The sequence below is a fragment of the Pedobacter suwonensis genome (genome assembly GCF_044762335.1).
Lineage (GTDB): Bacteria > Bacteroidota > Bacteroidia > Sphingobacteriales > Sphingobacteriaceae > Pedobacter.
In genome coordinates this window covers 312,697-325,955 of the sequence record NZ_JBIWEB010000001.1, presented here as the reverse complement: position 1 = coordinate 325,955, position 13,259 = coordinate 312,697, and the positions used below count along the sequence as shown (strand labels likewise).

Annotated in this window: 14 protein-coding genes; 6 read left to right on the top strand and 8 right to left on the bottom strand. The window is 38.2% G+C overall.

Annotation, left to right across the window (positions count from 1 at the left end; all coding sequences use genetic code 11):
• Positions 1 to 42 precede the first annotated feature (42 nt).
• Entirely contained in the window at positions 43 to 795 is a 753-nt protein-coding gene (locus tag ACIQXP_RS01260; protein ID WP_293743443.1) for a DeoR/GlpR family DNA-binding transcription regulator, read from the bottom strand.
• Positions 796 to 849: 54 nt separating this feature from the next.
• Between ACIQXP_RS01260 and nudK the strand changes: the two genes are divergently transcribed.
• Complete coding sequence (nudK, locus tag ACIQXP_RS01255; protein ID WP_367117535.1) at positions 850 to 1,428, top strand: GDP-mannose pyrophosphatase NudK; 579 nt, start codon at positions 850 to 852, stop codon at positions 1,426 to 1,428.
• 97 nt (positions 1,429 to 1,525) lie between these two features.
• A complete protein-coding gene (locus tag ACIQXP_RS01250; RefSeq protein WP_293743445.1) occupies positions 1,526 to 2,569 on the top strand; it encodes an NAD(P)-dependent alcohol dehydrogenase in 1,044 nt (347 codons plus the stop codon).
• Positions 2,570 to 2,648: 79 nt separating this feature from the next.
• Here the strand turns inward: ACIQXP_RS01250 and ACIQXP_RS01245 are convergent, their stop codons facing one another.
• A complete protein-coding gene (locus ACIQXP_RS01245) occupies positions 2,649 to 3,524 on the bottom strand; it encodes a hypothetical protein (protein WP_293743447.1) in 876 nt (291 codons plus the stop codon).
• A 436-nt stretch (positions 3,525 to 3,960) separates the two neighbouring features.
• Here ACIQXP_RS01245 and ACIQXP_RS01240 point away from each other — a divergent pair, with 436 nt between their 5' ends.
• Positions 3,961 to 4,572 carry an NUDIX hydrolase gene (locus ACIQXP_RS01240; protein ID WP_090982238.1) on the top strand — a complete coding sequence of 204 codons (612 nt, stop codon included), beginning with the start codon at positions 3,961 to 3,963 and terminating at the stop codon, positions 4,570 to 4,572.
• A gap of 98 nt (positions 4,573 to 4,670) precedes the next feature.
• Here the strand turns inward: ACIQXP_RS01240 and ACIQXP_RS01235 are convergent, their stop codons facing one another.
• The 5 genes from ACIQXP_RS01235 to ACIQXP_RS01215 all read right to left on the bottom strand — a co-directional run bounded on the left by ACIQXP_RS01235 (position 4,671) and on the right by ACIQXP_RS01215 (position 8,452).
• Positions 4,671 to 5,276 carry a hypothetical protein gene (locus ACIQXP_RS01235; protein WP_293743449.1) on the bottom strand — a complete coding sequence of 202 codons (606 nt, stop codon included), beginning with the start codon at positions 5,274 to 5,276 and terminating at the stop codon, positions 4,671 to 4,673.
• Positions 5,266 to 5,769, bottom strand: a complete 504-nt coding sequence (locus ACIQXP_RS01230) for an RNA polymerase sigma factor (protein WP_387504302.1) — start codon at positions 5,767 to 5,769, stop codon at positions 5,266 to 5,268. The genes ACIQXP_RS01235 and ACIQXP_RS01230 overlap by 11 nt, the downstream gene beginning before the upstream one ends.
• A 394-nt stretch (positions 5,770 to 6,163) precedes the next feature.
• Complete coding sequence (gene coaD / locus ACIQXP_RS01225) at positions 6,164 to 6,625, bottom strand: pantetheine-phosphate adenylyltransferase (RefSeq protein ID WP_387504303.1); 462 nt, start codon at positions 6,623 to 6,625, stop codon at positions 6,164 to 6,166.
• A 493-nt stretch (positions 6,626 to 7,118) separates the two neighbouring features.
• Positions 7,119 to 7,655, bottom strand: a complete 537-nt coding sequence (locus tag ACIQXP_RS01220; protein ID WP_387504304.1) for an RsmD family RNA methyltransferase — start codon at positions 7,653 to 7,655, stop codon at positions 7,119 to 7,121.
• Complete coding sequence (locus ACIQXP_RS01215; RefSeq protein ID WP_293743456.1) at positions 7,646 to 8,452, bottom strand: DUF3822 family protein; 807 nt, start codon at positions 8,450 to 8,452, stop codon at positions 7,646 to 7,648. The genes ACIQXP_RS01220 and ACIQXP_RS01215 overlap by 10 nt, the downstream gene beginning before the upstream one ends.
• A gap of 223 nt (positions 8,453 to 8,675) precedes the next feature.
• Here ACIQXP_RS01215 and ACIQXP_RS01210 point away from each other — a divergent pair, with 223 nt between their 5' ends.
• The 3 genes from ACIQXP_RS01210 (at position 8,676) to ACIQXP_RS01200 (ending at position 12,252) form a co-directional block, all read left to right on the top strand.
• Entirely contained in the window at positions 8,676 to 9,815 is a 1,140-nt protein-coding gene (locus ACIQXP_RS01210; protein WP_293743457.1) for a putative sensor domain DACNV-containing protein, read from the top strand.
• Between the two features lie 256 nt (positions 9,816 to 10,071).
• Positions 10,072 to 11,505: an ATP-dependent DNA helicase gene (locus tag ACIQXP_RS01205; RefSeq protein ID WP_387504305.1), complete on the top strand. Its 1,434-nt coding sequence runs from the start codon at positions 10,072 to 10,074 to the stop codon at positions 11,503 to 11,505.
• Positions 11,506 to 11,577: 72 nt separating this feature from the next.
• Complete coding sequence (locus tag ACIQXP_RS01200) at positions 11,578 to 12,252, top strand: MCP four helix bundle domain-containing protein (protein WP_387504306.1); 675 nt, start codon at positions 11,578 to 11,580, stop codon at positions 12,250 to 12,252.
• Positions 12,253 to 12,334: 82 nt separating this feature from the next.
• Here the strand turns inward: ACIQXP_RS01200 and ACIQXP_RS01195 are convergent, their stop codons facing one another.
• On the bottom strand, positions 12,335 to 13,180 hold the full coding sequence (locus tag ACIQXP_RS01195; RefSeq protein ID WP_387504307.1) for a CvfB family protein: 846 nt from the start codon (positions 13,178 to 13,180) through the stop codon (positions 12,335 to 12,337).
• Positions 13,181 to 13,259 lie beyond the last annotated feature (79 nt).

Sequence of the window (13,259 nt, the reverse complement as noted above, 5' to 3'; positions counted from 1 at the left end):
AAGGTTGACAATTGATCGTTAGGCCATCTTCATATTGATTTATCAAACGGTTACCGAGGATACGGATATCCCTTTTGATTCGAACTTGTTTACCTCAGGGCCGTTATAATTGGTGACTATAATATCTACAATTGATAGATCATTAAATCTCAAATACGAAGTTTTTCCTATTTTACTGGCATCACAGAGCATGTATGTGCAACTGGTTTGTGATGCCATTGCCAAAGTATTAGTAGCTTCGTGCTCACTACCGGCATACAGTCCTTCGGCGGTAATGCCATCTACGCCTAAAAAGGCTTTAGAAGCATGGTATCTGGAAATATGTTCGAGTGCCATAGTGCCATGAACAGCTTGTCTGGTTACGTCAACTTCACCTCCGATCAGGTTTAGAGTTACTGCACTGTGCTGCAATTCATTTACGACCGGTAGCGAATTGGTAATTACTTTAATGTTTTTGTTTTTAATAAACTGGCATAATCTAAAGGCTGTACTGCCACAATCTATAAATATAACATCTCCATCAATAATATCTGCTGCCGCCCTTTTGCAGATTGCATCTTTTGCCTTGAGGTTAACCTCGGCTTTATTGGCAAATGAAACCGGTTTTATCACATCGCTTATTTTAATGGCCCCTCCATGTGTACGGTAGAGCAGTCCCTTCGCTGCCATGCTGTTCAGGTCACGCCTTACCGTTACTTCAGAAACACCAATATCATTAGCTAACTGGCGGATATCAACTTCGCCATATGTTTCTAAAAGTTCCAGAATTTTATGTGCCCTTTTTTGAAATGTCATATATAATGAGTTAATTCGATCAAATTTAATCATAATTAATCAAAAATGATCATAATGAAAAATATTAATATTCTGGATACTCAAATTCTATCTGATAACTGGTATACCCTCAAAAAAATTATTTTCGAAACGATAAACAGTGATGGTACCAGGTCTATTTTGGAACGCGAAGCTTATGATCGGGGAAATGGTGCGACCATTCTATTATATAATAACGAAAATCAAACGGTTGTACTCACACGTCAGTTCAGGTTACCGACTTTTATTAATGGAAATGATACCGGTTACCTGATTGAGTGCTGCGCCGGATTATTGGATCAGGATAATGCGGAAGATTGTATCAGAAGAGAAACGGAAGAAGAAACCGGGTTCAGGATTGATCAGGTAGAAAAAGTTTTCGAGGCTTATATGTCGCCCGGCTCAGTTACAGAACTATTGCATTTTTTTGTTGCGGCTTACGCAGGTAATATGAAATTGCACGATGGAGGGGGATTGCAGGAAGAAAATGAGGATATTGAAGTGCTGGAATTGCCTTTCGAAAAGGCACTTAACATGATGGAATCTGGTGAGATAAGGGATGGAAAAACAATTATGCTGCTGCAGTATGCGCAGTTAAAGGGATTGATGTTGTAGCTGATTGTTTGAATTTTGTAATGATTAATTTGATTAGCGTAATTATCCATAACAAATAGCTGTTTACATTTGTTACCTCTAATTAATTTAAATTTTTATGATAGCAACAAAAGGATATGCGGCACAAAATGCCGAAACGGATCTTGCACCCTGGAATTTTGAACGTCGGGACGTAGGACCTCATGATGTTCAGTTCGAAATACTTTTCTGCGGGGTTTGCCATTCAGATCTGCACCAGATCAGAAATGACTGGTTTGAGGGAATATTTCCTATGGTTCCCGGTCACGAGATAGTAGGTCGCGTTGTGAAGGTTGGAGATCACGTGAAGAAATTTAAAGTAGGAGATCTGGCCGGAACAGGCTGTATGGTCGATTCATGTCAGGTTTGCGAAAACTGTAAGCAGGATTTGGAACAATATTGTTTGGAGGGCAATACGCAAACTTATAATAATTTAGCGAGAGATGGTAAAACACCAACTTATGGTGGATATTCGGATACGATTGTAGTAAGAGAAGAATTTGTACTTCATGTGTCAGATAAATTAAATCTGGCTGCTGTAGCACCTTTGTTATGTGCAGGTATTACCACTTATTCTCCGCTAAAACACTGGAAAGTAGGTAAGGGGCATAAACTGGCTGTATTAGGCTTAGGTGGTTTGGGCCATATGGCAGTGAAATTTGGCGTAGCTTTTGGGGCTGAGGTTACCGTATTAAGTACTTCACCCAAAAAAGAAGAGGATGCCAAAAAACTTGGCGCCCATCACTTCGTTGTTACCACCGATGCTGAACAGGTTAAAGCAGCAAGAGGTACTTTCGACTTTATATTGGATACGGTTTCAGCAGAACATGATTTCAACATGTACCTTTCGTTATTAAGCACAAATGGCGTACATATTTGTGTTGGGGTTCCACCTAAACCAGCAGAAATTGCAGCTTTCAGCTTAATCGGAGGTAGAAAAAGCCTGGCTGGATCTAGTATTGGCGGTATTGCCGAAACTCAGGAAATGTTAGATTTCTGTGCAGAGCATAATATCGTTTCAGAGATTGAAATCATCGATATGAAAGATATTCACCATGCCTACGAGCGTATGGAAAAAGGTGATGTGCGCTATCGTTTCGTGATTGATATGGCTACACTATAGGCCCAACCCATCAGATCAAACTTGAGGATTGGGATTCAGCGATAGCGATATTTCTGAATCCCTCTCTTTTTAATAATAGCTAATAATTTAAAGCATCTCCGTTTTTCTTTACAAATTCGGCTAGCGAGATATGATGTGCTGATTCTATTTTAGCTAGCTTTCTTTTGTTTTCAGTTAACAGGTTATCTAATGTTTTCAGCGAATCTTTAAGATAGGTTATCGATAAAACATATGAAATCCTGTTCCTGATTTTATCGGCAAGAAACAGTTCGATCAATATCAGGCAGATTATAAAAATATAGTGATTGAAAATAATATTATTGGAACTTTTCGAGAAAGTAGGAGAACCAGCAAAACCGAAAAATAAATCTATAATCAGCGGAATACCGATGATAGCAAGGAGTGAAAGTGACCTTACTTTTAAAGTAATGCCTTTTTCGGCAATTTCAATTTGTTCTTTAAAGGCTGAAAATTTGCCTTTAAGTGGCGTTTCCCTGTTTCTTTCTTGTTCTTCTAGTTTTTGAAGCGCCTTACCATGCTCAATATCGATTTTCCTCACTTCCTCCACAATATAGGTTTCGGCATTATTCAGCTTTTCCTGGTCTTCTATAATAGATTCCTGTTCGGCAATAATTTTATCCATTACCAGAAGATCTTCCGGAATGCCATGTCTCAGTTTCTGTTCGGCCGCAACAATCCGGTTATCAAGTTGTTTAAATTGTTTTTTCAGTTCAGCAATTTCTTTGTTGAAATGCTCTTTTTTCAAGGTATAACTACTTTCCAGGCTGTTAAGAGCCGAAATATATTCAAAATCTGTAAGCAGCTGTTCATTGGTCGCAAAACGCTGGTACAACCCATTTAATCTGTTAAAGAGTTCGTCAGTTGATTTTTCCGGATTAGAAAGATCATTTCGGTATATTTCCAGATCTGTTTCTGATAATAAAGGTATGGACATGGCAGATTAAAAAGCTAAAATTATAAAAAAAACGTTACCGCTGGGAAATTATTAACCGTTGTTCCTACCTGAATGTTCTTCCAGATGACAATTCTCATTAGTTTTTACAAATAAAATACCTGGTAAATAAGTGTTTAAGATTATTTTTAATTAATCGCTATTTTTTTTCTGCACTTTAATAAATTGTTATATATTTGTAGCAAGCAAGGGGTGAGAGCCTTGCATCAATCTTTGATTGAGAGCGTTAATTTAGATAAGGTTACAACATTAATTGTTGTAACCTTTTTTTATATCCTATAAATAACTCAGCAATTTTTTTACTTTAGGGCAAGCAAATATATTGCTGTATTAAAAAATCCTTTGATGGGTTAAAGAAGAAATACTGATTTTGCCATAGGGGCCATTTACGCCTCCATTTTAATATGCTTTAAACTACATGCCAAGAAACTATAGAATTTACATCAACGATAATACTTTGTTTATCTCGGACTTTTTGCCTGAGCAAAAGGAAAAAATTCAACAGCTGGAATTTCAGGATTTCAATCTTGAAACGTTCTATAAAAAACTAAAAAACGGATCTAAAAAGAGCTATATATTCTTGACAAAAAATCCTCAGGAAACTTTTAAAAAATTAAAGAAAGATTGCGCCGTTATAAAAGCTGCCGGTGGTTTGGTAGAAAGTGCAAATGGCAATTATCTTTTTATTTTCAGGAACAAAAAATGGGATCTGCCAAAAGGAAAGCTGGAAGACGGTGAAAAAATGAAGGAGGCTGCTGTGCGCGAGGTAGAAGAGGAGTGTGGAATCAGGGTTTTTAAACGGGAAGAAAAGCTTTGTAAAACTTACCACGTTTATCCGATGGGGAATAAAATGGTAATCAAGAAAACCAACTGGTACAAAATGAAAGTTAAAGGCGAACCTAAATTGGTTCCTCAAAAAGAAGAAGGCATCGATGAGGCTGTCTGGTTAAATAAAAAACAGATTTCACCTGTTGTTCAAAATACTTTTCCATCTATTATGGATGTGTTAAGGGCTGGTAAAATATTATAAATTTTTATTAATTGTGGTGTCAGTTAGAAATAGCCGACATCACAATCAAGATTAAAAATAAAAATCCATATTGCTATTGCAGCTGGCAACTTACCGTTTTACTCGTAATCTAATTCATCTATTACTTTTTTAACCTGTTTAAGGTATTTTCCATAACAATACCAAGCCCATAGTTCTGTTATCAGTCCAATAATCAAAACGGTAATAAAACAGTTCAATAAAATATATACAATCGATAGCCTGGTTAAAATCTTTGCGAAAACAGTTGCTTTTTCGATCAGCAAGTAAGCTGACATAAATCCCACTATTATGAAAACTATAATATAGGTTAAGGCTTTATATAGCTCAATATTCAATTTCATTTCATAATAAAACCAAAGGATATTTTTGCGGGTATCCATGCTCATATCATACGAATTTTTATAAAACCTGTAGAATTTAAAAAAGTAATAGGCTGTAAAACCACAAATGATAGCGTATGTCATAAAATATACCTGATTTAGCGCAACTGAAAACTCAGCTATAAATGGGATAAATACCATAAATGCTAGAAAGGCAAGTTGATAAAAAAATTCATGTTTCATCTTCGCCCTGATTTTATCAATAGGAGTGTGCGACTGTTTTATCTTAAGCATATCCGAAGAAATGTTGCTTCCTTCCGTAGTTTCAGCATTCCATTCTTTTTTTAAATCGTCAAAATTCATAACCATTTTTCTTTATGATGAATTGTAATTTTTCTTTTGTCCTGTTAAGTTTTACACGCGCATTACCCTCGCTTATTCCCAGATTTTCGGCAATTTCACGATGTGATTGATTTTCGAGAAAAAGGAAGATCAATGCTTTTTCAATTTCGTTTAATTCTTGAACGGCAGCGTACAAATAAGTTAGTTTTTCTTCTTTCCCTTCATTTTCGTTTACATCTATTACATCAGTATGTATATCAAATGGGGTTTTGTCTACTTTTCTTCTGTCTTTTTTTAAATAGATTAATGATGTATTGACGCAAACGCGGTACATCCAGGTGGTAAATTTGCTATTCCCTTTAAAAGAAGGATAAGCTTTCCATAATTGTAATACCATTTCCTGAAACAGGTCACGCTGTTCTTCGGCGTCGTTCATATACATTTTAGAAATCTTATGTATAATCGCTGCGTGCTGATTGATCAGGGTAAGAAATATGTTTTCTGTTTCTTTCATTTAATATATACCCAATTGGTAACAGGTTTTTAGAAACGTTACAGGTTTATTTAAAAATAATGTTTAACCACAGATAAAAAGGGGTATATATAAGGTTTTTATAATAAAATCGCCATCTTGATAAGGCAGCTATCGCATGAGGCGAAGTCCTGAATTTTCGCGAGAGCGCGCTACAAATAGATTTCTCGGCTACGTTGCACTCCGCCCGAAATGACGATCCGTTGAGGTAGGTGTGGGTTAATGTTAGTTAATCAATCAGTAACAGTCTATGATCACTGATGTAAAATCTAGTTCCGCAAGCTCAATTATTCCTTCCAGGGGAGGAGACAATGTGACTAAGATAAACCTGGATTTAAATTTGTGTTTATCCGTGTACATCTGTGGTTAACAAAAACTATAAAAATGCCAATGCTTCTTTGGGTACAAATGGACTAACATCGCCATGATTTCTTAAAATATCGCGGACAATTGTCGAACTGATGGCAGAGTATTCCGGTTTACTTAACAGTAAGATGGTTTCTACTTCAGGCATCATGGTTTGATTAATCTGCGCAATAGCCCGTTCATATTCGAAATCAGCAGCAGAGCGGATTCCGCGCACCATATGGGTGGCATTTATTTTCCGGCAGAAATCTACGGTTAAACCCTCATAAGTTTGGATTTCGATGTTCTTATAACCTTTAAAAACGGTCTGTAAGATCTGAAGCCGCTGTTCAGCACTTAAAAAATTCTGTTTAGAACTGTTAAGTCCAATGCCTACTATAATTTTATCAAAAAGTGGAATGGCCCGTTGTAAAATATTGACGTGGGCAATCGTGATCGGATCAAATGAGCCTGGAAATAGCGCTATCTTCATGATTCAAATATAGGTATAATAGTTAAAAGCAGAATAGTTTAGCGCTAAGGATTCAGTGGTTAGCGTAGTGTATATAGCAGGGTGAAACACATTATGGAAACAGTGAAGCAGCCATAAATACATTCTCTAAGATGGTGCGAGAAAAAAAGGCAAGGCCATAGGTATGGATATGGTAGAAAGAACTATGGGAGAATAAGGGAAATTGAAGAAAAAAGGTTAAGGATATAAAGAGATTTGGAAATGAAAGGGGGAAGATAATTGGGGTGGTTCAGTCCCGCTCTCTGCTAAACTCGGCTGAAAAAGCCTTCGTACCGCTGACGATCGGGTTTATAAAGAAAGGTGAGTCCCTCCGGGGGACACTTTGTTCAGACCCGAGATTCTCCCCGGGAAGCACGCATTAATTGAATAAGTCAATTACCAGTAATCAGCAAACCTATATTTAACCTTTAGTTGTTAGCAGATTGAACCAATGACCAATAAACCAATTACCAATCTAACTAAACTCAAAAAAGCTGAAGGAAGAATTTCCGTATTTTCTCGTTTCGGTATAGCCCGGCTGGCTGTTCAGTTTCATATTACTTTGGTGTTCTACAATTAATAAACCATTGCGCTTTAGCAACTGTTGGGCTTCAACCATTACCGGAATCTGCGGAATATTAGGCATGTTGTAGGGTGGGTCGGCAAAGATCAGGTCGTAACTGCCGGTCATTTGTTTCAATAATTTAAAAACATCACCCTTACGTACATCAATCTGATCAAACTGAGATTGTTTAGCTGTATTTTTCACCCAGTTTACGCAGCCGTAATCCATATCAACCGCCAAAATACTTTCTGCGCCACGTGAAGCAAACTCAAAAGTTAAATTTCCGGTGCCGCAAAATAAATCCAATACAGCACAGGTTTCGAAATCGTATTTATTGTTTAGGATATTGAAGAGTGCTTCTTTGGCCATATCCGTTGTGGGGCGTACCGGTAAATTTGCAGGGGGCTGCAAACGGATTCCCTTTAATTTGCCACCAATTATCCGCATAGATCTAAAGCAAGAAGGCCGCTGAAATAGTGTTTAGGCATGTCTGCCAGTAATTCGCTATTTTGTTTACCAGCGGGAAGAAAGAAATAAAGTTGGTTAAAGTATTTTAATAAACAGGTGTAATGCTCATCATCTTCGTTAATGATACCTTGTAAGTAAACAGGGATCGTGTCATTGAGTCCCAATTGTTCGATCATCAGCAATAGAAAATAATTAAATTCTTCAGCATTTTCTGATTCGTAGTGGTTTTGAAAAATGACCTTCTTATCTTTTAAATAGAGTACATTAAAAGATACTGCAGTAAAATCTACTAATAAAGATTCGTCTGCAAGGTGATCAAATAAAACCATTAATGGTTCGGATTGCGGATAAAGATCGGTTTGTTCTGGCAGATTTGCTTTTAAATCCTCATCTAGACAAAAAACAGTGTTAAAACCCAGCTTTTCGTTGTGTCTAGTGTAAACTTTAGCGTCAGAGCCCAGGTATTGCGCATAAACAGCCAGATTTTCTCTGTCAAACCATTCATCAGGGATAAAAATAAAGTTTGATGTATGGATAGCAGCCTTAACAGCTCCATAATTTAAAGAAAGATAATGGTCGGTTTCTAAGGCCGTTTTGAGGTCTTTTTCAACATCTTTGCATCCCTGTTTATCAAAAATGAGCTGAATCTCTTTAGTATCCTGGTTAACCACGGCATAAGAAAAGCTATCATTTGTTATTTTCAATAATAAATGGCAGTTTACAGATGTGTCAGCTTTGAAATTTGGGTCAACCAATAAGAGACTATTGTTATGCATTGAAACAAAAATAGACTTTTTTGAGGATTAACGCTAAGATGTGGTGAAATTTTTGGTCTTGCTACCAAAGTCATTTATTTTCTGCCAGAGAATGGGAAAAGCACAGAATAGTTATTTCATCAAGCTAACCGATTTTCCGATGAACTAGTGGGCGCTATTTTTTTTACCAAAATCAAACTTTTAGGTTATTCAAAAATCGGAATATTCGGCTTAAATTCGGAACATGAGTTATAAGCCTACCTATAAAGCGGCAAACACCATTGCGGCAACAATAGAAGAACATTTTGTTAAACTGCATAAGAATGCAATTGCGCAAGGCGAAATAGATTTGGCTACTCAACCAGATCAAAAAATTATTGAAGCGATCATTGATGTGGCTTTTTGGAGCAGTTTACGTAAGGAGGAGGGGCATTCGCCCAGGATTTCGATTGCTTTTTTACCTCCTGAGCAAACCTCAAAACCATTGCGTTTTGCTAAAAAATTAGCCTTAAATGCAAATAATTTAACCAAAATAGCCCCTGGAATTGAGCGTTCGGGAATCCATCTTGGTGTGTGGGAGGAAGACGGTGAGCTTTATATCTGGGGTACAACCCTTAATATACCTAACTTTTGTTTTGTAGTAGATGTTTCTGAGCCCGGCTTAATTGTGATCAAGCACCGCAGGATTTATGGTATTGGTAAATTTACCAATGTTGCTGTGTTAAAGGGCGAACAGATCCGAATCGTTGATGATAGGAGCTGCAACAATAGAGATTGTCCGCCTATTTTGCAAGCCTTACTGGATTTAACTGTATTGGCAAGCTGGAACGACCCGATTAATATTCTAATTCAGTTTTCGGTTTCTATGCGGGCGCACGGCCGGGGTGGAGCCTTGTTAATTGTGCCTAAAGGTGATACAAAGTGGGAAGAATCCATTATTCACCCGATACAGTACCTGGTAGAACCTCCTTTCTGTGGCTTATCTAACCTGGCGAAACAGAATGGCAACCAGAGCGAAATTTTCTCGCAAGGGGCTGTGCGCCGCGAGGTGGAACATTTAGCTGGTTTAACCGCGGTTGATGGCGCAACGATTATCAACGAAGAATTCGAACTGATTGCATTTGGGGCCAAAATAGGCCGTGCAAAGGGAAAACCTACTGTAGAACAGATTGCTTTTTCGGAGCCGATTGTTGGTGGAGAAGATACAATTCTTTATCCAGGGCAACTTGGCGGCACCCGCCATTTTTCTGTTGCCCAGTTTGTAAACGATCAGCCTCAATCTATTGGGCTGGTAGCCTCGCAGGATGGCCATTTTACCATTTTCAGCTACAGCAAAAAACAAAACATGGTAATGGCTCATCGTATTGAAACCTTACTTTTGTAATAGCAATGAGCAGAAAGCATAGCGCATAGCGGTTGCAATTATTTGGAAAGGTACCTTACTGCTAATAGGATGCTGTAGTCCGTCTTTCCGCTAAGTTCCCGATTGCACTTTTGCTAAAAAATAAATGACTATTGAGATCGGGAGATATCGCTTCAATACGGTTTAGTTAAATAGGGCTGTGCTGGAAACCCCAATTACTTTTTCATTTACACTAAGCAGTTAACCGATTAACCGTTTAAACAATTAACCATTAGAGATGATCTACGACAAAAGCCAGCTTATCGCTTCAGCATACGAACATCAGCCGACCAGGGAGCAAATGCTGTTTTGCCAACGGATGTCGGCATTTTTGCAACAGGACGATGAGTACCGCTGTTTTGTACTGAAAGGTTATGCCGGTACGGGTAAAACCACCTCGGTAGCAGCTTTGGTAAAGGTGTTAAGGCAGTTTAACCTGCGAAGCGAACTGCTTGCACCAACCGGAAGGGCGGCAAAGGTAATGAGTCAATATTCATTTCGTAAAGCTTTAACCATACATAAAAGGATTTATAGAAAACGCTCAGCAGCATCGCCAGAAATGCAGTTTCAGCTGGCGCCGAACCTCTCCGAAAATACGCTGTTTATTATCGATGAAGCTTCGATGATCGCTGATGAATTTAATGAGACTGGCTCTTCAATCTTACGTGATCTGCTGGAGTTTGTGTACAATACCAAAAACTGTTTTCTGCTTTTTGTGGGTGATACCGCTCAATTGCCTCCGGTAGGAAGTTTAGACAGCCCGGCACTAAACGAACAATACTTAAAAGATAAATTCGCCTTAACGGTTTCATCTGTGGAGTTAAAGGAAGTGGTTCGTCAGGGCAAGAAGTCGGGTATTCTGGCCAATGCCACCATGCTGCGGAACCAGATTGCCAAAAATCCTGAACATCCGTTACCTAAATTCCTGACCAAAAACTACACCGATATTTACAACCTGGCTGGTGCACGATTGGTAGAAGGCCTGGAGTACGCCTACCGGAAATTTGGTATGGAGAATACCCTGGTGGTTTGCCGTTCCAATAAATCAGCCAATGTGTATAACCAGCAGATCAGGGCAAGGTTATTATACCGTGAAGAAGAATTGACTGGCGGTGACCAAATTATGGTGGTGCGGAATAATTATTTCTGGCTGCCTGAAAACGAAGATACTGCCTTTATTGCCAATGGCGACATGGCCAAAGTGATTCGTGTGAGGGGGGAAGAAGAACGTTATGGTTTCCGTTTTGCTGATGCCACTTTAGAGTTTATGGATTTTCCGGCCGCAGGTCAGATTAGTTGTAAGGTGATGCTGGATACTTTGAATTTAGAAAGTGCAAATCTGCCTTACGAACAGAATAAAAAGCTTTTTGATGGCCTTAATGAAGATTACGAACATATTGCCAATAAGCGGCAGAGAATGTTGGCAATTAAAGCTGATCCGTTCTATAATGCACTCCAGATCAAGTTTGCTTATGCGGTAACCTGCCATAAGGCACAGGGCGGCCAGTGGGATGCTGTTTTTGCCGATCAGGGTTACCTTACAGAAGAAATGATCGATGTTGATTTTTTACGTTGGTTGTATACTGCTGTAACCCGGGCAAAAAAAGAGTTATATTTAGTCAATTTTGCGCCACAGCTTTTCGCGAAAACGGCACAGGAGGATTATTTTTAACACCTGATTACAGAGATTTAAGGATTGCACGGATCTACTTCCTGTACCTGTAACATATTAACTGGTTATATTATGAAATTTGCCTTTAGCCTTAAAAATAAGCTAAAAACTGCTTTTTTGCTTTTCTGTATTATGTGCTGCACCTTGATGATTCGCTTTTTGGAAGATAAAAGTGTAGAAAAAATCAATGACTCTTTCATTTCGATGTATAACGACAGGCTTATTCCGGCTACAGACTTATATTTCATCGCTGAAAATCTATATTATAAAAATGCCATCCTGCAGGAACTGTTGCTTGGAAACGATGCTGCAGAAGGTTCAACAATGCTTGTAAATATGAATAACCATAACCGGAAAATTGATTCAGTAATTAATAAATACGGACTTACTTTTTTGGTAGAACAGGAGAAAAACTACTTAAATGAGTTCAAAAAGGCGTTGCTTGTTCAGCAGCGTATAGAAGCCACAATGTTGAATATGGCCAGTGCAGAAGAAGGACGGTCAATTTACGAATCGACAGGAAAAAAAGCAGTGAATCAAACGTTGGCCAAGCTATCGGCACTAATTAAAATACAGTCTAAGGTGGGTAATGAACTGATTAAAGGTTCGAGGATTTTTGTTTCGGGGACAAAAGTTTATTCTACATTGCAGGTTGTTTTGGCTATTGTGATCGGAATTATGATTGTCAACATCGTTTCGGCTTCTAACATGGTTAAGATTACAAACGATAAATTCAATCTGAATTAGATTCGTCTTTCGGTAGTTGTGACACCAACCGATAAAAAAAAACTTTACTGGTTGGTGTCGCACCAACCAGCAGAAAATAAGGTTATTCAGCGTCTTCGTCTGACAGCAATCTGATCGAGTCGTCGGAAAGCAGAATCAAACGTTCTTTGTACAGGGAGCCAATCGTTTTTTTGAATGCACTTTTACTGATCTGAAAACGGTGGTAAATATCTTCAGGTGAGCTTTTGTCGCCCAGTTCAATTACACCGCCACTTTTTTTAAGTTCTTTCAAAATCATCTCTTTCGAATCAAGGATATGGCCGTATCCGCTAGGTTGCAAGGTTAAATCAATTTTTCCTTCTACGCGGATTTTCTTGATCCAGCCTTTACGCATGTCGCCCGGTTGGATATTATCGAAAACTTCATTATTGTACAGTAAACCAATGTAAGTATTGTTGATGATGGCATTGTAACCAAGATCGGTTTCTTCGGTAATCAATAAACTCACTTCATCACCTTCTTCAAAATCAAAACCATCTTCTTCAACAAAGTCATACAATTTAGATGAAGCCAAAAGTCGATCGTTATTTTCATCTAAATAAAGGTAAACCACATACTTGTAGCCTTTTTGCATAGGCCTTTTTTGTTCGCGTTTAGGTACATACACGTCTTTATCGATTCCCAGATCCATAAAAACCCCGTCATCGCCATCAGAAACTACCTTTAAAAAGGCAAAATCGCCAACTTCAGCATAGGCTTTCTGGGTAGTGGCAGTTAAGCGGCCATCTTTTTGTATAAATACAAAAACATTAATGTTATCACCAATTTCTAATCCGTTCGGAACGTATTGGTATGGGAGCACGACCAGTTTATCACCGTCCGTTAAGTTTAATCCGGCTTCTGTTTTACTTAAAATCCTTAACTCGTTGTATTTTCCTATTTCGATCATTTGTTTTGGGGTTAACCATTTTCTCCAATGGCTTTTATTGCAAAGGTAGTAATGTTTAGTGGTAAATGGGTTTTAAATC